Here is a 25224-nt window from a genome sequence, read left to right on the forward strand (position 1 = left end):
TGAATTCAATGGGGGCTGATCACCCATTTACTTTTAGCTGCCTCAGCCGATAACCGGAAAGGTCCTGTCATCTGGAGACTTTGATGTCTGACAACCATAGACGCTTTCAACGCATTGAATTCAATGCCCGCATCGAATTGCGCCTGGGTGACCCGGCCCAACCCGACCTCTACCCCGGTATCTTACGCGACATCAGTCTGAAAGGGGCTCTGGTGGTGCTCGGCGATACCGGCCATATTCCCGGGGTTAACGGCACCGGGCAGCTTGTAGTCCAGCTAGACCAGAGCGACGTCGTGCTGACCATGGAAGTCGAAGTTTCCTATTACCACGCTGAACGCCATGCCTGTGGCCTGAACATACTGTCCATGGATGTCGACACCGCTTCCCATCTGCGCCGGCTGGTAGAAGTCAACCTCGGCGACGATGCAGCCCTGCAACGGGAACTGAGCAATCTGATTGAAGTAATGGAAGCCGAACACGGCTGACAGTGTGAACTGATCCCTGTTTTTGGCCCCGCTACTGACAGCATTGCGTAATGTATAGCGTTTTATCGTTTCGTTCGTTGAAGTTTGCTCGCCTCTGTGACAATTTCTGCGCCGCTCGCTGTCTGATCCCAATACGCCAGGTTAATTAACCTGCCGCCCAACCTGGCTGGCAGGGTACCTGTGGTTCGATCAGATGTAGACGGCATTACTCACACAGGGAGAATACCCATGATAAAACCCATCGCAATGGACTGGCGCCTGACTCTGGCCGCCACTCTCATCACTGGCGTCACGCTGGCCGGTTGTTCACAGGGCCCGGAAGACACGGCCTCGCAATCGTCATCCAGTGAACCGGCCGAATCGTCGCAAAGCCAGGCATCCTCCGGTATGGCACACCCGGTTACCGGTGAAACACTGGCCGAGGAGCAAGTGTTTACTTACCGCGCGCTCGATGAATCATCGTCTCTGGACCCTCAGTTGGTCGAAGATGTGGATGGCTCCTACATCGTACGGGATTTGTTCGAAGGCCTGCTTAACTCCAATGAGCAAGGCGACTTGATTCCGGGTGTTGCCGAACGCTACGAGACCGAAGACAACCAGACCTGGACTTTCCACCTGCGCGATAACGCCCAGTGGTCCGACGGCGAGCCAGTCACCGCGAACGACTTCGTCTACGCCTGGCGTCGCGCTGTCGACCCGGACCTGGCATCACCCTATGCCTGGTACATGAGCCTGATGGCGCTGGAAAACGTTGAAGCCATTCTCGAAGGCGAGTTACCCCCTTCTGAGCTGGGCGTAGAAGCGATTGACGAATCCACCTTGCGTGTCAGTCTCAGCCGGCCTCTGCCCTATTTCGCACAAATGGTCGTTCACGGCACGACTTTTCCCGCCCCGCAATGGGTCATCGAGGAACACGGTGAAGACTGGACCAAGCCCGGCAACCTGGTCGGCAATGGTGCCTTTGTACTGACTGAACATGTGGTCAATGAGCGGTTGGTGCGCGAACGCAACGAACGCTACTGGGACAACGAAAACAACCTGATGGACCGCGTCGTCACCCTGGTCATCAACGATGAAAACCAGGCTCTGAACCGCTACGATGCAGGCGAGCTCGATAAAACCGACGTTCCGGCGGGCCAGTATCCGCGTCTTGAGTCCGAGCTCCCGGATGAAGCCCACGTCTTCCCGCAACTGTGCAACTATTACTACATCTTCAATAACGAAGTTGAACCGTTCGATGATCCGCGCGTGCGCCAGGCTCTGTCTTACGCCATCGACCGTAATGTCATTGTTAACAATGTATTGCAGGGCGGCCAATACCCGGCCTACACCTTTACCCCGGCACTGACAGCTGGCTTTACCACGCCCGATGTGGAATGGGGCCAGTGGACTCAGGCAGAGCGGGATGCCCGTGCCGTTGAGTTGCTGGCAGAAGCCGGCTACGGCCCGGAAAACCCGCTGGAAACCAGCTTGCTGTACAACACCGATGAAGCCCACCGTAAAGTGGCCATCGCCGTAAGCAGCATGTGGCAGGAAAAGCTGGGCGTAACCGCCACTCTGGAAAACCAGGAATGGACCACCTTCCTGACCACACGCAGCGAAGGCGACTTCGACATTGCCCGTGGCGCCTGGTGTGGCGATTACAACGAAGCATCCACCTTCCTGGACCTGATGCAATCTGACTCGGGTTACAACGATGCGGGCTATGCATCGGAAGAATACGACCGGTTAGCGGCCGAAGCCCAGACAGAACTGGACCCGGGCACCCAATATACCGCCATGGAAGAACTGATTGCCGCGGATATGCCCAACGCACCGGTCTACCATTACACCGAGGTGATTATGCTGAAGCCGGATGTCAAAGGCTGGCCCTTCGACGATATTCAGCAAAACATCTACAGCCGCAACCTCTATAAAGTTGCCAACTAAGTCGTAAAGCGCTGACTTGCTCCCCGCCGGGGCCCAGCCCCGGCTTTTCACCTTTTCAAACTCTGCTTCTAACTCCGTTCAACGACCTGGAATTGCATAACCCAGCGTCGATAAACCCCCTTCACAACGCCCATTCCCAAGGCTGTGTCACAGATTCGCCAGTAAAGTGAACCATACAGTCATTTTTTTTGGCGCACTGATTGATGTTTGTTGCAGGATGTGAAAGTTTACATGCCTTGTTTCGCATCAGGCTAAGACCTGGAAACAGACACTGTTGTGAGCTATCCCTACCCGGGCACTGGCTTGTCATATGTCATCTACTAAAAAATAGAACGATTCAAAAGAGGGTTAATCATGAAAACTCTGCACAAAACGCTGGCAGCGGCGCTGGTTTCAGCTTCGCTGGCAGGCACTCCTGTACTTGCTGAAGACACCCACCCGGTTACCGGTGAACAATTGGCCGATGAGCAGGTATTCACTTACCGTGCACTGGACGAGTCCTCCTCCCTGGACCCGCAGGTCGTTGAAGACGTCGATGGCTCTTACATTGTTCGCGACCTCTTTGAAGGCCTGCTGAACTCCGACCCTGAAGGCAACATCGTACCGGGCGTCGCAGAGCGATGGGAAACCGATGACAACCAGACCTGGACGTTCTACCTGCGTGATGACGCCAAATGGTCTGACGGCGAGCCGGTCACTGCGAACGACTTCGTTTACGCCTGGCGTCGTGCTGTTGATCCGGAACTGGCGTCACCTTACGCCTGGTACATGAGCCTGATGGCGCTGGAAAACGTCGATGCCGTGCTCGAAGGCGAGATGGAAGACACTACTCTGGGTGTCGAAGCCATTGATGAACATACCCTGAAAGTCAGCCTGACCCGCCCCATGCCCTACTTTGACCAGATGGTCACCCACGCCACCACCTTCCCGTCACCCCAGTGGGTGATTGAAGAGCACGGTGATGACTGGACCAAACCCGGCAACCTGGTCGGTAACGGTGCTTTCGTGCTGACCGAGCACGTCATTAACGAACGCTTGGTGCGTGAGCGTAATGAGATGTACTGGGACAACGAAAACAACCTGATGGACAAAGTGGTCACTCTGGTTATTAACGATGAAAACCAGGCACTGAATCGCTACGACGCCGGCGAGCTGGACAAGACCGACATCCCTGCAGGCCAGTACCCGGCTCAGGAAGCCGAACGTCCGGATGAAGCCCACGTTTTCCCGCGTCTGTGTAACTACTATTACTCGTTCAACAACGAAGTAGCTCCGTTCGACGATGCCCGTGTTCGTAAGGCGCTGTCCTACGCGATCGACCGCAACGTCGTTGTCGACAACGTACTGCAAGGTGGCCAGTTCCCGGCTTACACCTTTACCCCGGCCCTGACCGCAGGCTTCACCACGCCCGACGTCGATTGGGGACAGTGGACTCAGGCTCAGCGTGACGAGCGCGCCCGGGAACTGCTGGCTGAAGCGGGTTACGGCCCAGACAACCCACTGCGCACCACCCTGCTGTACAACACCGATGAAGCTCACCGTAAAGTCGCCATTGCGGTCACCGCCATGTGGAAGCAAAAGCTTGGCGTAGAAGCCACACTGGAAAACCAGGAATGGACAACCTTCCTGACCACTCGTGGTGAAGGGGATTTCGAGATTGCCCGTGGCGCCTGGTGTGGTGACTACAACGAAGCCTCCACCTTCCTCGACCTGATGCAGTCTGGCTCTGGCTACAACGATGCCAACTACGACTCGGCCGAGTACGATCGCCTGGCTGCCGAAGCCCAGACCATGTCTGACCCGAGCGCCAACTACACCAAGATGGAAGAATTGGCCGCAGAAGACATGCCTAATGCACCGGTTTACCACTACACCGGCATTATCATGGTCAAACCTGACCTGAAAGGCTGGCCTTATGAAGATGTTCAGCAGAACATCTACAGCCGCAACCTGTACAAAGTCGAGCAATAATCGGCGCGTAACGTACAGAAAAAACAGCGGCCTTCGGGCCGCTGACTATTGAGAACACCCTCCTGTTCACTGAAACATTCCGCTGCTTCTCTTTTGTTTTCAAAGGTTTACGGATTGTTACCGAATAAAGTCGGGTTTCTGTTCCGGCTTGTCCTTCAGGTTGGGTAGAATCGCCGGTCATCATTTTGCAGGCATCTTCACTATGTTCAATTTCGTGCTCCGCCGGATCGCTGTGGCGATACCGACCCTGCTCATTCTGGTCTCTATTTCATTCTTTCTGATGTTTTCTGCCCCAGGTGGCCCGTTCACTTCTGAACGACCCATTCCTCAGGCCGTCATGGAAAACATTGAAGCCAAATACAATCTCGACAAACCGGTCTACCAGCAATTGGGGATCTACATCTGGAACATCGTGACCGATTTCGATTTTGGGCCCTCATTCCGGTACCAGGACAGAACCGTACTCGATCTGATTGAGAGTGGCTTCCCGGTCACCCTGACTTACGGTTTCTGGGCCTTTGTCTTCGCCGTCACCATCGGTGTGGGGCTCGGCGTCATCGCTGCCCTTAAGCACAACACCGCTGCTGACTACACGGCCGTCAGCGTTGCCATTGTCGGCCAGGTACTGCCTAACTTTGTTATGGCGCCGATACTGGTGCTTATCTTCGTTCTCTGGCTCGGTTGGTTGCCGGGCGGCGGTTGGCAGGGTGGCCAGATCGAGTACATCATTTTGCCCGCCATTGCATTGGGCACCAGCTTCCTGGCCAGCATTGCCCGGATCACCCGGTCCAGCATGCTCGAGGTACTGAACTCCAACTACATTCGCACCGCCCGCGCCAAAGGCCTGCCGTTCCGTTACATCGTCTGGCGTCATGCTCTGAAGCCTGCCATGTTGCCCGTCGTGTCCTATCTCGGCCCGGCTTTCGTGGGCATGATCACAGGCTCTGTCATCATCGATTCCTACTTCACCACCGGTGGCATCGGCGTGCATTTCATCAACGGCGCCCTCAACCGGGATTACGCCGTCATCATGGGGTTCACCATTCTGCTTGGCACCCTGACCATCGTTTTTAACATGTTGGTCGACATTCTTTACGCCTGGATTGACCCCAAGATTCGTTACTAAGGTTCACCATCATGCTGACGCACAAGAAAACCAACGTAGAAGAACTGGCCGAAAACCTCGGCAATGAGACCCCCGTGGGGCGCAGCCTCTGGCGCGATGCCATGCACCGTTTTTCCCGGAACAAAGCCGCTATGGCCGGCCTTGTTGTCATGCTGCTGATTGTACTGTTCGCCGCCATCGGCCCGTTTGTCGCCGCCTGGCATTATTCGGACATCGACTGGGGCTTGATGGGCAACGCCGCCAGCGCTGGCCAGCCCTCCATTGAAAACGGCCATTATTTCGGTGTAGACGATCTGGGCCGGGACTTGTTTGCCCGAACCGTCCAGGGTAGCCAGATCTCCCTGCTGGTTGGCACCATCGGTGCACTGATTGCCGTGGTTATTGGAACGCTTTACGGCGCCACAGCCGGCTACTTCGGCGGCCGGATCGACAGCATCATGATGCGCACGGTCGACATTCTGATGTCGATTCCTTACATGCTCTTCCTGATATTGCTACTGGTGATGTTCGGTCGTTCCATACTGCTGATCTTTATTGGCATTGGCGCCATTTCCTGGCTGGAGATGGCTCGAATCGTTCGCGGCCAGACTTTGTCGATCAAAAACAAGGAATACATTGAAGCCGCCGTTGCGTCCGGGGTAAGACCCTTCAAGATCGTTCTGCGCCACGTTGTACCCAACTTGCTGGGCGTGGTCATTGTCTACGCGACGCTGCTGGTTCCACAGATGATTCTGACCGAATCGTTCATCTCCTTCCTCGGCCTGGGTGTGCAAGAACCACAAACCTCCTGGGGCGCGCTGATCAATGACGGTGCCGGTACGATGCGTTATGGCACTCTATGGCAACTGATGTTCCCACTCGGTTTCTTCATCGCCACCCTCTTAAGCTTTTTCTTTGTCGGTGACGGCCTGCGCGACGCGCTAGATCCGAAAGACCGTTGAGACACAGGAGCCACTGAATCATGAGTTTATTATCAGTCAATGACCTGGGCGTCAGCTTCGATACGCTCGACGGCCAGGTGAACGCCGTCAACGGCGTCAGTTTCGATTTGGCCAAGGGCGAAACCCTGGCCATTGTCGGGGAGTCCGGTTCCGGCAAAAGCCAAACCGCGTTTTCCATCATGGGCCTGCTGGCCCGCAACGGCCACGCCAGCGGCAGCGTCAAATTCGATGGCATTGAGATCCTTAACCTGCCCGAACAGGGCATGAATCGCATTCGTGCCGATAAAATCGGCATGATCTTTCAGGACCCGATGACCTCACTGAACCCCTTTATGAAAGTCAGCAACCAGATGACCGAAGTGCTGATGCATCATAAAGGCATGTCCCGCAAAGATGCCCTCGAAGAATCCGTTAAAATGCTCGATGCGGTGCGCATTCCAGAGGCCCGCAACCGCATTCACATGTACCCGCATGAATTCTCCGGCGGCATGCGCCAGCGTGTCATGATCGCCATGTCGCTGCTGCTGCGCCCGCAATTACTGATTGCCGATGAACCGACCACGGCCCTGGACGTCACCGTTCAGGCACAGATCATGAAATTGCTCAAAGACCTGCAAGGCGAGTTCAACACCGCCATTATTCTGATCACCCACGACCTGGGTGTAGTCGCCGGTGCCTGTGAAAACACCTTGGTCATGTATGGCGGTCGGGTCATGGAATACGGCAGCACCGAAGCCCTGTTCGAAAACCCGAGCCATCCGTACACCAAGGGTCTGTTGCGCGCTATCCCGAGGCTCGACCAGGACGGCGAGGAGTTGCTGACCATCCCCGGCAACCCGCCCAACATGCTCAAGTTGCCGCAAGGCTGTCCGTTCCAGCCACGATGCAGTTACGCCCATGATCGCTGCATTACCGAGGAACCGGCCCTCACCACCAACAACAGCCTGCAGCGTGAACGCGCCTGCCATGCCGATCCGGAGGCCCTGGTATGACCGAGCACATCCAAGCTGACCACCCAAACACCAATGCCACAGACGATTCGCGCAAAAAGTTGTTGTCGGTGCGTGACCTCAAAGTCTATTTCGACATCTTCCCCAAAGGGGCGATGCCGTGGACCAAGCCCCGCAAACTGAAAGCCGTCAACGGCGTCAGTTTTGATCTGTACGAAGGCGAAACGCTGGGCGTGGTTGGCGAGTCTGGTTGTGGCAAATCGACCCTGGCGCGGGCGGTCATCCGCATGCTGCCGGTTGAAGGCGGTGAAGTCGTCTGGCTGGGGCAGGACCTGGCGCCGCTCAAAGACAAAGCCATGCGCAACCATCGCAAAGACATCCAGATGATCTTTCAGGATCCTCTGGCGTCATTGAACCCGCGCATGACCATCGGCCAGATCATCGCCGAGCCTCTGCAAACCCACTACCCGGAACTGGGCAAAGCGGAGGTGAAAGAACGCGTCGCCGAGATGATGAAAACCGTCGGCTTGTTGCCCAACCAGATCAATCGGTACCCGCATGAATTCTCCGGCGGCCAGTGCCAACGCATTGGCATTGCACGGGCGTTGATTCTGAAACCGAAGCTGATCATCTGCGACGAACCGGTGTCTGCTCTGGATGTGTCCATTCAGGCGCAGGTCATCAACTTGCTGATGTCGCTGCAGAAGAAAATGGGCTTGTCGCTGATTTTCATCGCGCACGACCTGAGCGTTGTCAAACACATCTCGACCCGCATCATGGTTCTGTATCTGGGCAACGTGATGGAAGTAGCAGACGCCGCCGATATTTACCGGCAGCCACGCCACCCCTACACCCAGGCACTGATTTCAGCGGTCCCGATTCCGGACCCGAAAATCGAGCGCAACAAAGAAGTGATTCTGATCGAGGGCGACTTGCCCAGCCCGATCAACCCGCCTTCAGGCTGCGTTTTTCGCACGCGTTGCCCGAAAGCCGATGCCAAATGCGCCGAGCACAAGCCAGAGCTGGTGTACTCTAAAGGCACGCATCAGGTGGCCTGCCACTATCACGACTGACCCGTGATAAAACACCCGGCTCCGGCCGGGTGCCGCTTTCGCAACAATCCATTGGCAATATTGCACTGACCACAACCAATCCTTTGGTTACAATCCTGACAATCGTATTCCGCCACATAACCAGTGGTGGCTGCCGGGTGTGCTCATCCGGGGAAGTCCGCAGCAGGGATGCTGCGGTCTAGGCCCCATGGACGGGTTCACGCCGACCCCGGATGAGCGCACCCGGTGGCCACCACGAACCAAAGGACTCACCCATGCCAGAGTATCGCTCCAGAACCACCACCGCCGGCCGCAACATGGCAGGCGCACGCGCCCTCTGGCGCGCCACCGGTATGAAAGACGACGACTTTCAGAAGCCCATCATCGCCGTTGCCAACAGCTTCACCCAGTTCGTACCGGGCCACGTTCACCTGAAAGACATGGGTCAGCTGGTCGCGCGGGAAATCGAAAAAGCCGGCGGTGTTGCCAAAGAATTCAACACCATCGCGGTCGATGACGGCATCGCTATGGGCCACGACGGCATGCTGTACAGCCTGCCCTCGCGCGAGATCATCGCCGATTCGGTGGAGTACATGGTCAACGCCCACTGTGCCGACGCCCTGGTGTGCATCTCCAACTGCGACAAAATCACCCCGGGAATGCTGAACGCGGCCATGCGCCTGAACATTCCGGTCATCTTCGTCTCGGGCGGCCCAATGGAAGCCGGAAAGACCAAACTGGCCGATCACGGTCTGGATCTGGTCGACGCCATGGTGATCGCCGCTGACGACAGCGCCGACGACGAAACCGTCGCCGAATACGAACGCAGCGCCTGCCCGACCTGCGGCTCCTGCTCCGGTATGTTCACCGCCAACTCGATGAACTGCCTGACCGAGGCCATTGGCCTTTCACTGCCCGGTAATGGCAGCACCCTGGCCACGCATTCCGACCGTCGCCGCCTGTTTGAAGAGGCAGGCCACCGCATCGTCGAGATAGCGAAGCGCTACTACGAAGGCGAAGACGAGTCGGTATTGCCTCGCAACATCGCTAACTTTCAGGCGTTCGAAAATGCCATGGCACTCGACATTGCCATGGGGGGTTCAACCAACACCATTTTGCACCTGCTGGCGGCCGCGCAGGAAGGCGAAATCGACTTCTCGCTCAAAGACATCGACCGGCTCTCGCGTCAGATTCCACAGCTGTGCAAAGTGGCGCCAAACAACCCGAACTACCACATGGAAGACGTACACCGGGCGGGCGGCGTCTACGGCATTCTCGGCGAGCTGGACCGTGCCGGTTTACTGCACTCGCAGTTGCCGACCATCCATTCCAAAACCATGGCCGATGCCCTGAACCAGTGGGACATCATGCGCACCGACGACTCGGCGGTTAAGCAGTTCTTCCGCGCGGGCCCTGCGGGCATCCCCACCCAGGAAGCCTTCAGCCAATCAACCCGCTGGCCAACGCTCGATGGCGACCGCCAGAAGGGCTGCATTCGCAGTGCTGAAAACGCTTACAGCCAGGAAGGCGGCCTTGCCGTGTTGTACGGCAACATCGCCGAAGATGGTTGCGTGGTTAAAACCGCAGGCGTCGATGAGAGCATTCTGACCTTCACCGGCAAAGCCCGCATTTTCGAAAGCCAGGATTCAGCCGTCGCCGGCATTCTTGACGACCAGATCAAGGCCGGTGACGTAGTGATCATCCGATACGAAGGCCCCAAAGGTGGCCCGGGCATGCAGGAAATGCTGTATCCGACCAGCTATCTAAAATCCAAAGGGCTGGGCAAAGACTGCGCCCTGCTAACCGACGGTCGTTTCTCGGGTGGCACCAGCGGCCTGTCAATTGGCCACGCTTCGCCCGAAGCCGCCGCTGGAGGGGCCATTGCGCTGATTCAGGACGGCGACGACATTGTCATCGACATTCCCAACCGGTCCATTAACGTCGACGTGTCCGATGCCGTCTTGGCCGAACGCCGAGCCGACATGGCCAACCGGGGCACCCAGGCCTGGAAGCCCGCAGAGCCGCGCAAGCGCAAGGTAACCGGCGCATTGAAAGCCTATGCCCTGCTGGCGACCAGTGCCGACAAAGGCGCGGTGCGCAATCTGGACATGCTGGAAGACTGATAACGGAATGAGAACTCCCTTCTCACGCCGGCTGGGCCTTGGTCTGGCCGGCGTTTTTGTGTTGATACTGATCGCCATTGGGGCGCGGGCACTCAGCTGGGCGCCCGAGCCCTGGCTCATAGAGCAACTCAACGACGCCGGGTTCAACCTGCAAGCCGATACTTTCAGAACGGGGGAGCACCAGGGCTTCAGCCGCACATGGTACGACGTCGCCTACAGCAACGCCGACAACGACTGGGTAGCGTCAGCGATTCAGGTCAACCTCAACCCGATGTCGGTGTTAATCGGCCAACCTCAGATTGAGACCCTGCACATTACCGATGGGTTCTGGTTCAGCCGCAGCCCGGGCAATGCCGACGCACTCACCGGCTTTACCCGCCTGCTTGATGCCCTCGCCCCACAACGGCTTGTCCTGAACGGCAGCAACCTGGTCCGTGGCAATCTGGAAATCACACAACTGGCCGCCGTGTTCGAACGCCGGGGAAGCAGCAACCGCTACAATGCACAGGTCACCACCCAATGGGCCTACAACGCCATCCGCGCCCGGGCGACCGCTGAAGCCGTCGTGCAATGGCGTGACTCCGCCGTGCGCATCAGTGAGGCCAGCGTCAGTTCCGAGCTCACCTCTGGCCCCTGGCCCGGATCCACGACCGGTCAGTGGCGCGAGGCCCGCATCAGTGATGCCCAACTGGCGATCGACTTCCTATCCTGGCACAGTACCCGCCAGCCGCTTGGCACCGAATTCCCGAATGGGCTTGAATGGGCGGGTGGTTTGGACGCAGTTCGTCACACGACCGACGGCTGGGCATTTTCCGGTCTGGATTCAGCACTGGCGTTCATGGTTCGCGACCCCGATACCACTTACCGGCTGGGCACCCAGGGGCAGGACCTAACGCTCAACAACGGGCAATTGTCCGGCTCATGGGCGATTTCAATGCGCTCCGAAACCCTTGGAGCAACGCCTTCCGACCTCACCGCCACCCTTCAGGGTGACGCAACAGTGAGCGATAATGACTGGCACTGGCAGGCACCCAAACTGTTACTGGGCATCACCCAAGACAACCAGCAACGCAGCCACAACCTCAGTGCCGCAAGCCTGGCGCTGACACCGGCCAACCAGCGGTGGACGCTGACCGATGGCGACTGGGTCATCCAAACCGCGAACGCGCCCGAACAGACATACGGCTTTGGCGCACTCACCGGTGCCTGGCCAGGCCTGGGGCTCATTGGCGCGCCCGACTGGACAACCCCACTGAACGACGACCTGACCCTTTTACGCCGTAACCTGGAGTGGATAGATGCATTGCGACGCGAGCTGGTTTCAACACCAGGTTCTTGACTGGTATGACCACCACGGTCGTAAAACACTGCCGTGGCAACAGGCCAAAACGCCGTATCGGGTGTGGATTTCCGAGATCATGCTGCAGCAAACGCAGGTGGCCACCGTCATCCCGTACTTTGAACGCTTCATGGAACGGTTTCCGACCGTAGAAGCCCTGGCCGATGCCCCACAAGACGAAGTCCTGCATCACTGGACCGGCCTCGGCTACTACGCCCGCGCCCGCAACCTGCACAAAGCCGCACACACATTGGTTAACCGGCACAATGGCCAGTTTCCCGAAACGGTAGAGAGCGTCAGCGAACTGCCGGGCATTGGCCGATCCACCGCCGGGGCGATTCTAAGCCTGAGCCGGGGCACCTATGCCCCCATACTCGATGGCAACGTCAAACGGGTACTCAGCCGCTTCTTTGCCCTTGAAGGCTGGCCCGCCACCACCGCCAACCTGAAACAGCTGTGGGAATGGGCCGAACACCTGACCCCGGAAGCACGCGTCACCGACTTCAACCAGGTGATGATGGACCTGGGTGCCATGGTTTGCACCCGCAGCAAACCGGCCTGTGAAACCTGCCCGCTGCAAACGCAATGCAAAGCCTACCAGCAAGGCCGCACCGCCGAGCTGCCCGCCAAAAAGCCGAAGAAAGACAAACCCACCCGAGACACCTGGCTGTTGATCCTAAGCGCACCCAACGGTGAGATCTACCTGGAAAAACGCCCCCAAAGTGGCATCTGGGGCGGTTTGCACAGTTTCCCTCAGTTCGAGAGCCGGGATCAGGCCGAGCAACACCTGGCGCTGGCTGGCCTGCAGCCGGAAATCGAAGACTGGGCACCGTTTCGGCACACCTTCAGCCACTACCACCTCAACATTTACCCACTGTTCGTACCTCTGTCCAGCATCCCGGGCAGCGTACACGAGGCTGCGAGTAATGCTGGCCTCTGGTACCATCCTGGCATCGCCAGCCAGGTTGGCCTCAGCGCCCCGGTGAAAGCCTTGCTGGGTCGGTTGTTCTGAACCAGCAACACTCAGCGTCGAAACTCGAACGAAGGACACCCAATGCCCCGTACCGTACATTGCCGCAAATACGATCAGGAACTCGAAGGCCTGGAGAAAGCCCCCTACCCCGGCCCCAAAGGCCAGGACATCTACGACAACGTGTCCAAACAAGCCTGGGAAGAGTGGCAAGCCCACCAAACGCGCCTGATCAACGAAAAGCACCTCACCATGACCGACCCGGCCGCGCGCAAATACCTGATGGAGCAGATGGACCGATTCCTCAGCGGGCAAGACTATGACCAGGCCGAAGGCTACGTACCGGAGTGACCCGCAGCCAGCTTGCACCGCGCTGTTCATAATCTAGCCAAAACCCGGGAATCTTTAAAAAAATCAAAGATTTAAACCAAAAAAGGTTGACGCCAAAACGGAAAATTCGTTTAATACGCCTCGTTCGAGACGCACGGCACGCCGAGCACCGCGAACATGCCCAGATAGCTCAGTCGGTAGAGCAGGGGACTGAAAATCCCCGTGTCGGTGGTTCGATTCCGCCTCTGGGCACCATCAAGATTCAGCAGAAGAGCCTGGCTTACGCCGGGCTTTTTTGTGCGTGGTAATAAATGATTCGAACTGCGTGTTCGTTATAAAGACACCCTTTCCTGTAATTCACCTTTTGAGTACCTTCGCAGCCCTAAACAGCCTTCCCTGGCACCTACCCCAGCTCATCATGAAAAACTATCAAAAACTGACTTTTGATAGCCACATCATGTGAGTCTCCATAGGCCCTACCAGTGTGGAAGGCAAGGAACTGAGCACCCGGATGACCATCGTCGACACCCGTGGGAAGACGGTGTGACCGACAACGCCTGCGAGTGGTGGTAACGCTGCGCCCGCAAACGTCTGACATCTCTACAAAGGCGCCAAATCCGATGTACCACTGCCAGAGTGCAACCCCTACCTACTGAAAGACAACTTAACTAGAGCCCCCACCGGGCCGACGAAGGTACTTCACGCCTCCACTTTCCGCACTGGTTGGTCACCTGGTTCTGGGATGAATGGTATGCGGAACTGTGCCAGCCGCATGGGACTGGGAAGAAGATACGGGCCAATAATGAGGCTATTGACCTCGCACAATTAACCAGGCTGCGTTGGGTGTCCGGCGGATTACCTGGGGCAAGCCGAAAGCCAGGACTAATTATTCTCAATACAATCGCTTTGTTATTTTCCACCGAAAAAGTGAAGGCACTAAGTCATCTTATAATAGTAATATATTAGCACATTATTATATTACGTATAACGCAAGATCATCTGGATGGGAAAAAAGCGACCCTGTTCAAATAGTGGCAAGCACTGTATTCGCACAAGTCGCAATCGTCCTAGGCAATGGCTTAATGAGTACAATTAATCTAAGCTTGGCTACAATACAACAATAAAATGCGGTTAGAGGTAGTGCTCTATGAACCCGAGCGAAGAGTTTTACCGCAGACTTGCAGAAAACATGAGCGACTTAGTTGCGCTACATTCTCCAGATGGTCGTTATAAGTGGGTCAGCCCATCTTCTACAAGAACCCTGGGATATTCACCTGAAGAACTGATTGGTACGGACCCATACCTTTTATTTCATCCTGACGATCAATTCTCAATTCGTAATGATACACACGTTAAAGCACTAAAAGGCGATGGAAACATATTAATCCGATATCGGATCCGCCATGCTGATGGGCATTACATATGGTTTGAAACATTAACGCAGCCGATCAAAAACGAAGATGGCCTGGTTGTTGAGCTACACACCACATCAAGAGATGTAACTGAGCAACAAGACCTGGAAGAAGTACTAAGTCGGAACGAAGCAGTATACAGGACCTCATTGGAGAGTTTGGTGGAAGGCATTGTTGTACTTAATGCTTCCGGTGAAATTGTCACGATAAACTCACAAGCAACCGTTATACTACCCTTTTTAGATGCAAAAAACTGTCAAGAATCACTTGAAGGATTGATAGACAAATTTATCTACCCAAGCGGTGATCGATGCCCTCCGGCAGAATTTCCGAGCTCACTAACGCTAAAGACCGGGAAAAGCTATACTCAGGTTCTATTAGGTATCCCATCCGCACAGAACCAAAAGACGCAATGGATTTCGTTTAACTCGCGACCAGTTTTGAGTGAAATACCGCCAACACCCGAGGCTCCTGCTGTTATTATTTCTTGCTCGGATGTCACCGATCGAATTGAACGCGAAGACCTGCTTAAGCTGTGGTCAACTGTCTTTCAGTATAGCAGTGAGTCAATAGTAATCATCAATGAACTTGGTGTCATCATAGACCTGAACAAGTCATTTGAGCTTCTAACAAAAAGTGATCAATCCACTTGGATCGGAAAATCTGCAGAAACTATTACCGCAAACAGCCCATCTGAGACTATTTTTAGATCTGAGATTTGGCCAGAGCTTGAAGAGTCTGGGCAATGGACGGGAGAGTTTTGGCTTAGGGATAAAAAAGGTGCAATACAAACAACCTGGGCATCTGTTACCCGCGTCGACCAAAGTGAAATTACTACCAATCACTTCATTCTGAGCATGAGTGATTTCAATGAGCGAAAAACACAGGAAGAGCTACTACGACACAACGCAGGTCATGATGCGTTAACAGGCTTGCCAAACCGGCTACTATTAGCTGATCGATTTAAAGTTGCGATAAATACTGCCAGTAGGAACAATCAGAGATTTGGTTGCTTTTTCCTCGACCTGGACAAATTTAAACCGGTAAATGACCTTTACGGACATGCTGTTGGAGACAGAGTGCTGCAGATCATTGCTCACCGAATGGAGTCCATAGTTCGATCTATCGACACAGCCACCAGGATTGGAGGTGATGAATTCATTCTAATAATCCAAGGACTAGACACCGTTGAAGAGTACATTAATCTAGCAGAGCGTCTCGTCAGAGAGATATCAATACCTATTGATATAGGTAGCTGCCTCTTATATGTAGGCGCTAGTGTTGGTATTGCAATATACCCTGACCATGGAAGTTCGATAGAGCAACTCTTGAGTGCGAGCGATGCTGCAATGTATGAAGCTAAGAGTAAAGACCTCGATATCTATATCGCGAAAGAGGTATAGAATTCAGTCGGCCAAAGGTGCAGCATGGCAGAGGCTGGCAAGGCGATGGATGTCAACGTATCGGTTATGCTCCGCTGGGTTGATCAATTACGGCTCGAACGAGGAGGCCAGACACCCCTCAGTGGCAAAGCTACTACACCTGAACAACAGCGAATCCAGGAGCTGGCAGCCCAATTGCGCAGGGTCGAGCGGGAGAAAGAGATACTAAAAAAGGCTACTGTAGATTCAATTGACCACGTCCAGCAGCTGGTCGCCATCAGTTCTGATGCGTTCTCAACACACTTTACCACTGTCCCTTTTATCCACTACTCTTAGGTTCGGAAGCACACACCGGAACCCCACATCAATGGCCACCCCTTTCGCTCAAGTGCGCAATACTCCAGTCTCACTCGTTGCACTGGTTATAATCGGTGTTCTGTTTATAGCAGCTACCACGCGCGCTCAGGATATTCGCGTCGCTCAGGAGCATTCGGATACTGAACCATTTGAACTGGTGATTTCCATACTGGAGCAATCGATTGCCCGGTACGGCGAGAATAGCCGGCTGCAATGGGTAGATACCACCGAGATGAACCAGCCTCGCGCGCTGCGCATGCTGGAATCCTGCTCGGCCGATTTTGATGTCTATTTCAGTGGTTATGATACCGGGCGTGAGCAGCGGCTGTTGCAGGTCAACTTCCCGTTGACCATGGGGCTATTGGGGTTGCGCGGCTTTGTCACCACCGCTGATCGCGCCGAAGCCCTTGAAGCCGATGTACAGCAGGCAGAAACCTGGCTGATTGGCTCTGGCCGAGGCTGGCCCGATACCCGCATCATGCTGGAAAACCAGTTTCGGGTAACGCAGGCCAATTACCAAAACCTGTGGGCAATGCTCGAACAGGGCCGGTTTGATGTATTTCAACGCGGGCTCCAGGAAGCCCAGCTTGAAATTCGACAACGAAGCAATGAACTCCAGTTGTTGAACACGGTCGTTATGCTGTACCCGCTGGCAACGGTGTTGTATGTGAACCCCTGCAAACCGGAATTGAAAGAACAACTGGAGTTCATCCTGCAGTCGGCCTACGAGATTGGACTGGTGCAATCCATTATTTACCAGAATGCCGATGCAGCCCTTGCCATCAATCGACTGGCCGACCCTTCCGTTAGAATAATCGCGTTGAAGAACACAGACATGAGCGATGCCTTTGTCACCATGATCGATGCGTACTGGCTACCTGAAATCAGACAACACCTGAGCCACTAGACCTCCCCCGCCCTTAACCTCTGGGTATTTGGTCAACCCACTGAATTCACCAGCTCGATAACGATTTCCCGCCCGCAACACCCAACCCTGTCTCAATAACACGGCCATCCAACTTGCACGGTGGTACGCTATTAACATAAACTTGATAATTATTATCATTACTAATAGCATCATTGATACGATACAACCACACAAGGAACCCAGCATGAGCCCCACTCAGCCTCTGGCAATCGCCACGGCACTTGCCAGCCTGTATCTGGCGGGATGCAGCACTCTCACAGGGACAGCACACACACCTGCAACCCCCGAAACGGTCGTCAACCATTATTCAGACCTTGCCCTGGCAACCTATCAGGATGCGCTCACCACCGCACAGCGGTTGGATGTAGCGGTCGATGCCCTGCTCGACAACCCGACCGAACAAACCCTGGCCAGCGCGAAACAAGCCTGGCTTGCCGCACGGGTACCCTACCAGCAAAGTGAAGTGTTCCGTTTCGGCAATGCGGTTGTCGATGACTGGGAAGGCCAACTCAATGCCTGGCCGCTGGACGAAGGCCTGATCGACTACGTCGAAACCACTAATTACCAATATGAACTGGGCAACGAAGGGGCGTCCGCCAACCTGGTCGCGAACAGCGGGTTAACGGTCGGTGGCGAGGCGCTGACGGTCAATACTTTTACCCCTCAGGTACTGGCCGACCTGAACGAAATTGGCGGCTCTGAAGCGAACGTTGCCACGGGTTACCACGCCATCGAGTTTTTGCTCTGGGGCCAGGACCTTAACGGGTTCGACGCCGGTAACGGCAACCGCCCGGCCACCGATTATGCTACCGGCACCGAGTGCACGAACGGCCATTGCGACCGCCGTCGGGCCTATCTCGATGCCGCAACAGACTTGCTGGTCGACGACCTGGAATGGATGACAGACCAGTGGTCACCGAACATAGCAGGCAATTATCGCGCCTCACTGGTCGCCGACGAGGCAACCACCGGCTTGCAAAAAATGCTGTTCGGTATGGGCTCGCTGTCTCTGGGTGAATTGGCGGGCGAGCGCATGAAGGTAGCACTCGAAGCGAACTCACCGGAAGACGAGCACGATTGTTTCAGCGACAACACCCATAACTCGCATTATTACAACGGTCTGGGCGTCGTCAATGTCTATACCGGCACTTATCAGACCATTGACGGCAAACTCGTTGAAGGCCCGTCATTGTCGGACCTGGTCGCCGCCGATCAACCTGAGCTGGATGCGACTTTGCGCCAACAACTTGAAACGTCCATGACGGCATTGGGTGCCATTAAATCGGCCGCTGAAGCCCCATCGAATCCGATGGCCTTCGATCAGATGATTGAGCCCGGCAACCAGGTTGGAAGCAGGCTGATCAATACCGCCATTCAGGGGTTGGTTGCGCAAACCTATTCCATCGAGCAAGTCGCGCTGTCGGTCGGCGTGAATGATCTGCAACCCGATGATGCGGGTCACGCTTTCTAAAAAACAGCCGTAGTAAGAGTTAGGCCGGGGGTGTCACCACCCCCGGCCTTTTGTGGTTTTGTAATAACCGGGATTTTCCAGTGACCTTCCAATTCAAGACCCTGACCAGCCTGCTCCTTTCAAGCCTGCTCTCCGTGCCTGCAGTGGCCAGTGATTCACCGATACAAACCAACGCAGATTCAGGTGGGAGCGGCAGTGTTGCGCAGACCGACCACAATGCGTTTTCGTTGCCCAATGCCGCCATGTCAATGACGCGTCGTCTGGATTTCAGCGTCGGCAACAGTTTCTTCCGCAACCCCTGGGTTCAGGCCCCGGCCAGCACCGATGCCCGGGACGGGCTGGGGCCATTGTTCAACACCAACAGCTGCCAGGGCTGTCACATCAAAGACGGGCGCGGCCACCCTCCACCCCCCGGCGATACTCCGGTATCCTTGTTTTTGCGATTGTCGATTCCCGCCGACCCGGCAACCGATCAGGATCGACTGATCATTCAGGGGCACATTCCAGACCCGGTCTATGGCGGCCAGCTTCAAACCGCTTCGCTGCCCGGCCTGACCCCGGAGGCCGATCTGCGCATCACCTATTCGGAAAAAACAGTCACCCTGCAGGATGGCACTCGCGTTACGCTGATGCAGCCGTACTATCACATTGACAATTTGGCCTACGGTGACTTGCCCAACAACCTGATGACATCACCACGAGTCGCCCCGCCGATGATCGGCCTGGGTTTACTGGCGGCCATACCGGAAGCCCGGCTGCGCGCACTGGCAGACCCGGACGACCGCGATCAAAACGGAATTTCCGGGCGCTTCAACCAGGTGTGGGATCGGGCCAGCCAAAGCACCCAGGTTGGCCGCTTCGGCTGGAAAGCCGGCGAGCCCACTGTGCTTCAGCAAAGCATGGGGGCGTTCGCGGGTGATATGGGCCTGACATCCACTTTGTTTCCCAACACTGACTGCACGCCTTCCCAGGGGTGCCTGGGCTTTATTGACGGAGGCTCGCCCGAGGTCTCGGATGACATTGCTCGCTTCATCGAGTTCTATGCCAGCAGCCTGGCCGTTCCCAAACGACGGTCCATGGACGACCCGGCCGTTCAGCGCGGGGCACAACGCTTTAACGACGCCGGCTGTGCCGCCTGTCATACGCCCAATCATCAAACGGCACAGGTTGAGCAGCGCCCTGAGTTAAGCCATCAGTCTATCTGGCCCTACTCGGATTTACTGCTGCACGACCTGGGCCCCGAATTGGCCGATAACCGGCCTGAGTTTCTCGCCACGGGCCAGGAATGGCGCACGCCACCTTTGTGGGGCATTGGCCTGGCACAGCACGTTAATCCTTTGGCCGGGTTCCTGCACGATGGCCGCGCCCGTACCTTGGAGGAAGCCATTTTATGGCATGGCGGCGAGGCCGAATCGGCTCGTAACGCGTATTCGTCGTGGCCGTCTTCTGACCGGTCTGATCTCATTCGGTTCCTGGAGTCACTCTAATGCGGCACTCATTATGTCGGGCAGTCTTTCTCAGCGCCCTGCTGGGCACACAGACCCTATCGGTCGCCATCGCCGAGCCACAGGATTCGCCTGCAGAGCAAAACGCTCGCGCGCTCTGGCATGAGAACATTACCACTGGCTACCAGGCTTTAGCGACATCGGCACAAGCGTTGAGTGATACGGCCACTCTCTATTGCAACGCACCAAGCGAGCACACCAGACAATCGCTTGAATCTCACTGGCGCGAGGCTTTTTCCAACTGGCAAGCGGTTCGCTTTGTCGACTTCGGGCCCATTGAACTCGACAGCCGAGCCTGGCAATTGCAATTCTGGCCAGACCCAAAAAACCTGGTAGGCACCAAAGCCCGTCAATTGCTTTCAGCCGATGCACCGATAAATCGCCAGCGCGTTACCGATTCTGGCGTCGCCGCCGAAGGGTTCCCGATGCTTGAGTACCTGCTGTTTGATGCCCCCTTCAATCAGACAGAACAGGCACTGCCCGGTGATCGTAGTTGTGCTCTGCTAAAAGCCACGGCAACGGTGGTAAACGACAACGCAACTGACCTGTCTGCAGACTGGCAGGCGCTGGCTGAACACTACCAGGCAACCGACAGCTACACGGCCACGACCGTCCGTTCGGCCATGACCGCTCTGGATATTCTGGTTGAGAAGCGGCTCGGCGAACCCATGGGGTTGGGCTCCTCACAACGCCGATTGGTTTACGCGGGTGATGCCTGGCGCAGTGGTCAGTCGCTGGCCGCGGCAGAAGCTTCACTGTCGGGCTTGCAACGCTACTTTTTACCGGGCCTGATCCGGGAACTGGAACACGCGGATCAGCGCGGCATCGCCAACGACCTGACTGATCAGTTTCAAGCAACACTGGCGCGGTTTGATGCCCTGCCCGATGACCTGGCGTCTGTCCTTGAAGACGATCAACGCTATGCCCAGCTGCAAAATCTCTACATTTCCGTGCAGCAACTCGAACAAACGCTGGCTCTTCAAGCTGCGGTTGCCCTGGGCATTCGCCAGGGTTTCAATTCAAGCGATGGCGATTAATGGCCTAATGGAAAAGACCTCACCGGCACCTATAAGTCGACGAGCGTTGCTGGCAGGCAGCGTTCATTGCCTGCTTGCATCTGGCCTGATGCCACTGAGCTGGGCCACTGCTTTACCCGACGCCATTGCTGCTCTGGGTGCAGTTCGTCTGCCTGACGGCGGCTATGCGTTAGCGGCAGTGAATCACCAGGCGGAAACCCTCTGGACGACACCTTTTGCTGCCCGCTGCCACGGTGGCTGTACCTCACCGGACGGCAATGACGTGGTGTTGTTTGAAAGACGACCGGGGTGGTCTTTTCAGGTACTCAACGGTGCGACCGGTGAGATTCAGCAGTCGCGTCTACCGGAAGCCGAAGAACATTTTTACGGCCATGGCGTGTTCAGCCCCGATGGCCGATTCCTGTATGCAACGGCCAGTCACTACGAATCAGGCCAGGGCCGGATCGCCGTGTTTGATGCCCGTGAGGGTTACCGACGGTCAGCTACCTGGGCACTTGACGGTATCGGGCCTCACCAACTTGAACTCAGCCCCGATGGTACTCAACTGATCGTCGCCCTCGGAGGCATACAAACCCATCCGGATTACGATCGCGTTAAATTGAATCTCGACAAGATGGACCCGGCGTTGCTGTTTCTCGACCGGCTCACCGGGCAAGAACAGTCGCGCCACCGCCCTTCCGATTCACAACTGAGCTGTCGACATCTGGCTGTATCAAATGATGCGGTCACCTACGTAGCGTGCCAGTACCACGGGCCTGAATGGCAGCAGCCACCGTTGATCGGCAAACACCACAACGGCCAATGGACAGAGATGACGTTGCCAGCCGCGCTGCAATCCAGGCTGAACCATTATCTCGCCAGTATCGCCGTGCAACCCGCCTCTGACATCGTTGTGGTCACCGCACCACGCGGTGGTTTGGTGGTGGTCTTGGATGGCCGCAGCGGGAACGTTATTCGAGGGATTGATCTGTACGATGCGGCCGGCGTTAAACCCACCGACGACGGCGGGTTCCTGGTCAGCAGCGGCACCGGTGACTGGGTGTGGTTGGACCCGGGCGAGGACTACTCGATCGGTTCCCGGGGCACCTCTGCCTGGGCGTGGGATAACCACTTATTCTGAGCGAGCCGTGGTACATCGACAAAGGTTTCACCAAACGGATGCGCCACCCAGCGCCCAGTCACAGGCGCCGGTATCACCCGAGTTGCACCTACTGAGCGGTAGGCCACTGCAACATTCCCCCTCGAACATTGGCCACTTTGTCGTGACCCGCTTCTTTTAAAATGCCGATCGCCAGAGACGACCGTTTACCGGAGCGGCACAGAGTGACGACAGGTTTGTCAGTCGGTACTTCACCAACGCGGTCGCGCAACTGATCGAGCGGAATATGCAGTAGATTATCCAGCGCCTTCAACTCCGGCTCGACCGATTCGTTCTCGTCTCGTACGTCCAGAATCATGACGGAGGGCTGGTTCTGAATTACCCACTCAGGCTCCACTTCCGGAAAGCCCGCGAGGGTCATGCGCAGATCAGCCCAGTCCTGTTCTTCCGGGAGCTTGCCATCTTCCGGTTTGCCGGAACGCAAGTTGTTCGGCAAGGCCTCGTCGATCTTTTTCGGATGTGGCAGCTGCATCGCGTTCATGTACCCGACAAAGTCATGCTCATTGGAGGCGCCGCCGACGCGAGCGTTAAACTCTTTCTCTTCGGCGACCGATGTACAGGTACGGCCGTTGTAGTCGTGTGCCGGGTAAATGGTGCAGTCGTCGGGCAACGTGAAAATCTGCTCGTTGATCGACTTGTACAGTCTGGCCGGGTCGCCCTGCTGAAAATCACTGCGACCGCAGCCGCGAATCAACAGCGCATCGCCGGTAAAGGCTTTGCTCTTGTCTGCCAGCACAAACGTCATGCAACCGCTGGTATGGCCGGGTGTCGAGCGAGCCTGTAACGATAGGTTGGCCACGCCGAAGGACTGGCCGTCCTTAATCGGGATGTCTACGTTCTCAGCTTGTACAGCTTCTCCCGAGGCAATCAGGCAACCCGACTTTTGTTTCAACACCCAGGCAGCGGTAATGTGGTCGGCATGGGCATGGGTATCGACCACCAGCTTCAAGTTGAGCTTTAATTCCCGAACCAGCGCCAGATCGCGCTGTACTTGCTCGAATACGGGGTCGATCAGCATGGCTTCGCGGGAGGTTTCATCGCCCAGCAAATAGGTATAGGTCGAAGAGGTCGCGTCATAAAGCTGTCTGAAAATCATAAAAGCTCCTTCATCTGCGGCTTATTACATTAGAATCTCATAATATAGTGAAAACGTGCTTTTTCAACCTCTGTGTTGGTCACAGTAACAGCCAGCGCTGTCCAGGTACGGTAAACTGCAGGTCTTCGGCACTGTGAGAGGAAACCTCATGAAAACCCGTATTAAAGACGCCCTAACAACCCCGGCCCGGGGCAAGCCCCGCGCGAGCCATGCCAGCGCGTTACACATTCTGGTGCGTGATGAGAAAAAGGCTCAGGAAGTGCTCAGTAAACTGAAGAAGGGAGCCGACTTCGACAAACTGGCGCGGCAGCATTCGACGTGCCCGTCGGGCAAACGCGGTGGCGACCTGGGCGAGTTCAAGCGCGGGGCCATGGTTCCCGCCTTCGATAAGGCGGTGTTTAATGGTCAGCCCGGCGAGCTGCTTGGGCCGGTTAAAACCAAGTTTGGCTACCATGTCATCAAAGTGCTGTACCTGAAATAATGACGGCCCGAGGGGTCTACCGTAACTGGCTGTCTTTACTGCCCCGGCGGTTATACAGGCTGTGCCCGGCGCTCTCCTCATCCTGTTCGGCCTGGCAATTCACGCAAAAACGCACGCCAGGCACGGCTTTGCGCCGGGCCTCGGGGATGGGCGCGTCGCACTCGTCACAGAACTCGGCACTGTCGCCTGTCGGCATTTGATTGCGCACGCGCTCAATGGCATCGTTCACGGTGGATTCGATCTGTTCGTTTACCGCGCCGTCTCCCGCCCAGCCACTGGCCATAATGCACCGCTCCGCTTGTTGAGTAGACTGTTAAGGTAGGCGGTTGGCACCAGATATCAAGGCGCTTTGCAGAACCCGCCAACCTGCGGGCACGCCTGCTTACTGCATGAGCCCTGCCAATCCGTCGTACATCAGTTTGCCACCTGCCGCGACCAACAGCACATAGCATATCCAGTAAAACCAGCCCTCATTGATCCGGTGATGCATGTACATACCCAGACGAACGCCGATGGGTGCCAGTATCACCAGTGCCAGAGATGTCATCAGGTTACTGCTGTCGAGCAAGCCGATCCAGGCGTAAGGCACCAGTTTCACGTAGTTCACAACAGTAAAAAAGATCACTGTGGTACCAACGAATAACGTCTTGTTCATCTGCTGGGGCAGCAAATACATGTTAATGGGTGGGCCACCAGCGTGAACGCTGAAACTGGTCAGACCGGCGATTGCACCATAGATCCAGCCAGCGATTTTGCTGGCAGGCTTGGCTTGCTGCACCTTGCCGCGCAGCTGCTGCAGCACCCAGTTCAGCGCAAACACCAGGGCGATCACCCCAACAACCAGCTTGATGTGATCATCAGACAAATACTGATAGGTCGCTGCCCCCACACCGATCCCGACCAGCGATGCTGGCAGAATGATGCGCAGGTTGGGCTTGTCGTAAACACCCCGGAACCCCCAGACCGCGAACAGATCCATCACACACAGGATGGGCAGCATGATGGCTGCAGCCTGGCTGGGTGAGATGACCAGCGCCATCATCGGTACCGCGACAATGCCCAGGCCACCCCCCATTCCCCCTTTGGAAATGCCGTACAACAGTGTTGCGGGAATGGCGAGCAAATAGAAAATCGGGTCTGTAATCATGGGGGCCTGACAGCGTTGAATTCATAGAGGCGT

21 protein-coding genes, 1 tRNA gene and 1 pseudogene are annotated in these 25224 nt (G+C 56.1%); 20 read left to right on the forward strand and 3 right to left on the reverse strand.

Translation table 11 applies throughout. From position 1 onward, the window contains the following. Positions 1-83 precede the first annotated feature (83 nt). From ABJT94_RS02585 to ABJT94_RS02675, 19 genes and pseudogenes are all read left to right on the forward strand, one after another. Complete coding sequence (locus ABJT94_RS02585; RefSeq protein WP_213677181.1) at positions 84-485, forward strand: PilZ domain-containing protein; 402 nt, start codon at positions 84-86, stop codon at positions 483-485. A 228-nt stretch (positions 486-713) separates the two neighbouring features. Continuing rightward, a complete protein-coding gene (locus ABJT94_RS02590) occupies positions 714-2414 on the forward strand; it encodes a peptide ABC transporter substrate-binding protein (RefSeq protein ID WP_348477508.1) in 1701 nt (566 codons plus the stop codon). Positions 2415-2768: 354 nt separating this feature from the next. Continuing rightward, entirely contained in the window at positions 2769-4385 is a 1617-nt protein-coding gene (locus tag ABJT94_RS02595) for a peptide ABC transporter substrate-binding protein (protein ID WP_348477509.1), read from the forward strand. Between the two features lie 202 nt (positions 4386-4587). Next, a complete protein-coding gene (gene oppB, locus ABJT94_RS02600) occupies positions 4588-5511 on the forward strand; it encodes an oligopeptide ABC transporter permease OppB (RefSeq protein ID WP_127556093.1) in 924 nt (307 codons plus the stop codon). Positions 5512-5522: 11 nt separating this feature from the next. Beyond that, a complete protein-coding gene (locus tag ABJT94_RS02605) occupies positions 5523-6452 on the forward strand; it encodes an ABC transporter permease subunit (RefSeq protein WP_348477510.1) in 930 nt (309 codons plus the stop codon). Positions 6453-6472: 20 nt separating this feature from the next. Further along, a complete protein-coding gene (locus ABJT94_RS02610; RefSeq protein WP_348477511.1) occupies positions 6473-7444 on the forward strand; it encodes an oligopeptide/dipeptide ABC transporter ATP-binding protein in 972 nt (323 codons plus the stop codon). Continuing rightward, positions 7441-8475 (forward strand): murein tripeptide/oligopeptide ABC transporter ATP binding protein OppF, encoded by a 1035-nt coding sequence (oppF, locus tag ABJT94_RS02615; RefSeq protein WP_348477512.1) that lies wholly within the window; start codon positions 7441-7443, stop codon positions 8473-8475. The genes ABJT94_RS02610 and oppF overlap by 4 nt, the downstream gene beginning before the upstream one ends. 254 nt (positions 8476-8729) lie before the next feature. Further along, positions 8730-10577 carry a dihydroxy-acid dehydratase gene (gene ilvD, locus ABJT94_RS02620; RefSeq protein ID WP_348477513.1) on the forward strand — a complete coding sequence of 616 codons (1848 nt, stop codon included), beginning with the start codon at positions 8730-8732 and terminating at the stop codon, positions 10575-10577. Between the two features lie 7 nt (positions 10578-10584). Then, positions 10585-11916 (forward strand): hypothetical protein, encoded by a 1332-nt coding sequence (locus ABJT94_RS02625; protein ID WP_348477514.1) that lies wholly within the window; start codon positions 10585-10587, stop codon positions 11914-11916. After that, complete coding sequence (mutY, locus tag ABJT94_RS02630; protein WP_348477515.1) at positions 11876-12928, forward strand: A/G-specific adenine glycosylase; 1053 nt, start codon at positions 11876-11878, stop codon at positions 12926-12928. The genes ABJT94_RS02625 and mutY overlap by 41 nt, the downstream gene beginning before the upstream one ends. Positions 12929-12970: 42 nt before the next feature. Next, positions 12971-13237 (forward strand): oxidative damage protection protein, encoded by a 267-nt coding sequence (locus tag ABJT94_RS02635; RefSeq protein WP_348477516.1) that lies wholly within the window; start codon positions 12971-12973, stop codon positions 13235-13237. A gap of 158 nt (positions 13238-13395) precedes the next feature. Next, a tRNA-Phe gene (locus ABJT94_RS02640) sits at positions 13396-13471 on the forward strand. Positions 13472-14363: 892 nt separating this feature from the next. Then, positions 14364-16031, forward strand: coding sequence for a diguanylate cyclase (locus tag ABJT94_RS02645; protein ID WP_348485104.1), 1668 nt, complete (start codon positions 14364-14366; stop codon positions 16029-16031). Between the two features lie 21 nt (positions 16032-16052). Then, a pseudogene (locus tag ABJT94_RS02650) lies at positions 16053-16244 on the forward strand (transposase); the annotation flags it as partial. A 133-nt stretch (positions 16245-16377) separates the two neighbouring features. Continuing rightward, a complete protein-coding gene (locus ABJT94_RS02655) occupies positions 16378-17274 on the forward strand; it encodes a hypothetical protein (RefSeq protein ID WP_348477518.1) in 897 nt (298 codons plus the stop codon). Positions 17275-17479: 205 nt separating this feature from the next. Further along, positions 17480-18766, forward strand: coding sequence for an imelysin family protein (locus tag ABJT94_RS02660; RefSeq protein WP_348477519.1), 1287 nt, complete (start codon positions 17480-17482; stop codon positions 18764-18766). Between the two features lie 80 nt (positions 18767-18846). Beyond that, a complete protein-coding gene (locus tag ABJT94_RS02665) occupies positions 18847-20253 on the forward strand; it encodes a di-heme oxidoredictase family protein (protein WP_348477520.1) in 1407 nt (468 codons plus the stop codon). Beyond that, positions 20253-21308 carry an imelysin family protein gene (locus ABJT94_RS02670; RefSeq protein WP_348477521.1) on the forward strand — a complete coding sequence of 352 codons (1056 nt, stop codon included), beginning with the start codon at positions 20253-20255 and terminating at the stop codon, positions 21306-21308. Before ABJT94_RS02665 ends, ABJT94_RS02670 begins: the two co-directional genes overlap by 1 nt. 88 nt (positions 21309-21396) lie before the next feature. Next, on the forward strand, positions 21397-22428 hold the full coding sequence (locus ABJT94_RS02675) for a DUF1513 domain-containing protein (RefSeq protein ID WP_348477522.1): 1032 nt from the start codon (positions 21397-21399) through the stop codon (positions 22426-22428). An 88-nt stretch (positions 22429-22516) separates the two neighbouring features. Here ABJT94_RS02675 and ABJT94_RS02680 read toward each other — a convergent pair whose 3' ends face one another. Next, the gene (locus ABJT94_RS02680) at positions 22517-23563 is read right to left on the reverse strand and encodes an MBL fold metallo-hydrolase (protein WP_348477523.1); all 1047 of its coding nucleotides are present in this window, start codon (positions 23561-23563) and stop codon (positions 22517-22519) included. A 148-nt stretch (positions 23564-23711) separates the two neighbouring features. Here ABJT94_RS02680 and ppiC point away from each other — a divergent pair, with 148 nt between their 5' ends. Next, complete coding sequence (gene ppiC / locus ABJT94_RS02685) at positions 23712-24044, forward strand: peptidylprolyl isomerase PpiC (protein WP_348477525.1); 333 nt, start codon at positions 23712-23714, stop codon at positions 24042-24044. 16 nt (positions 24045-24060) lie between these two features. On the opposite strand, the gene ABJT94_RS02690 is transcribed toward ppiC, so the two are convergent. Next, positions 24061-24327, reverse strand: a complete 267-nt coding sequence (locus tag ABJT94_RS02690) for a DksA/TraR family C4-type zinc finger protein (protein ID WP_348477527.1) — start codon at positions 24325-24327, stop codon at positions 24061-24063. A 99-nt stretch (positions 24328-24426) separates the two neighbouring features. Continuing rightward, complete coding sequence (locus ABJT94_RS02695; RefSeq protein WP_348477528.1) at positions 24427-25191, reverse strand: sulfite exporter TauE/SafE family protein; 765 nt, start codon at positions 25189-25191, stop codon at positions 24427-24429. Positions 25192-25224 lie beyond the last annotated feature (33 nt).

Source organism: Saccharospirillum sp. (assembly GCF_039982735.1).
Taxonomy (GTDB): Bacteria; Pseudomonadota; Gammaproteobacteria; order Pseudomonadales; family Natronospirillaceae; genus Saccharospirillum.

Bases quoted from the DNA above. Each gene is read 5' to 3' on its own strand.
- ABJT94_RS02585 (WP_213677181.1), top strand. From the start codon at position 84: ATGTCTGACAACCATAGACGCTTTCAACGCATTGAATTCAATGCCCGC.
- ABJT94_RS02590 (WP_348477508.1), top strand. From the start codon at position 714: ATGATAAAACCCATCGCAATGGACTGGCGCCTGACTCTGGCCGCCACT.
- ABJT94_RS02595 (WP_348477509.1), top strand. From the start codon at position 2,769: ATGAAAACTCTGCACAAAACGCTGGCAGCGGCGCTGGTTTCAGCTTCG.
- oppB (WP_127556093.1), top strand. From the start codon at position 4,588: ATGTTCAATTTCGTGCTCCGCCGGATCGCTGTGGCGATACCGACCCTG.
- ABJT94_RS02605 (WP_348477510.1), top strand. From the start codon at position 5,523: ATGCTGACGCACAAGAAAACCAACGTAGAAGAACTGGCCGAAAACCTC.
- ABJT94_RS02610 (WP_348477511.1), top strand. From the start codon at position 6,473: ATGAGTTTATTATCAGTCAATGACCTGGGCGTCAGCTTCGATACGCTC.
- oppF (WP_348477512.1), top strand. From the start codon at position 7,441: ATGACCGAGCACATCCAAGCTGACCACCCAAACACCAATGCCACAGAC.
- ilvD (WP_348477513.1), top strand. From the start codon at position 8,730: ATGCCAGAGTATCGCTCCAGAACCACCACCGCCGGCCGCAACATGGCA.
- ABJT94_RS02625 (WP_348477514.1), top strand. From the start codon at position 10,585: ATGAGAACTCCCTTCTCACGCCGGCTGGGCCTTGGTCTGGCCGGCGTT.
- mutY (WP_348477515.1), top strand. From the start codon at position 11,876: ATGCATTGCGACGCGAGCTGGTTTCAACACCAGGTTCTTGACTGGTAT.
- ABJT94_RS02635 (WP_348477516.1), top strand. From the start codon at position 12,971: ATGCCCCGTACCGTACATTGCCGCAAATACGATCAGGAACTCGAAGGC.
- ABJT94_RS02645 (WP_348485104.1), top strand. From the start codon at position 14,364: ATGAACCCGAGCGAAGAGTTTTACCGCAGACTTGCAGAAAACATGAGC.
- ABJT94_RS02655 (WP_348477518.1), top strand. From the start codon at position 16,378: ATGGCCACCCCTTTCGCTCAAGTGCGCAATACTCCAGTCTCACTCGTT.
- ABJT94_RS02660 (WP_348477519.1), top strand. From the start codon at position 17,480: ATGAGCCCCACTCAGCCTCTGGCAATCGCCACGGCACTTGCCAGCCTG.
- ABJT94_RS02670 (WP_348477521.1), top strand. From the start codon at position 20,253: ATGCGGCACTCATTATGTCGGGCAGTCTTTCTCAGCGCCCTGCTGGGC.
- ABJT94_RS02675 (WP_348477522.1), top strand. From the start codon at position 21,397: ATGCCACTGAGCTGGGCCACTGCTTTACCCGACGCCATTGCTGCTCTG.
- ABJT94_RS02680 (WP_348477523.1), bottom strand. From the start codon at position 23,563: ATGATTTTCAGACAGCTTTATGACGCGACCTCTTCGACCTATACCTAT.
- ppiC (WP_348477525.1), top strand. From the start codon at position 23,712: ATGAAAACCCGTATTAAAGACGCCCTAACAACCCCGGCCCGGGGCAAG.
- ABJT94_RS02690 (WP_348477527.1), bottom strand. From the start codon at position 24,327: ATGGCCAGTGGCTGGGCGGGAGACGGCGCGGTAAACGAACAGATCGAA.
- ABJT94_RS02695 (WP_348477528.1), bottom strand. From the start codon at position 25,191: ATGATTACAGACCCGATTTTCTATTTGCTCGCCATTCCCGCAACACTG.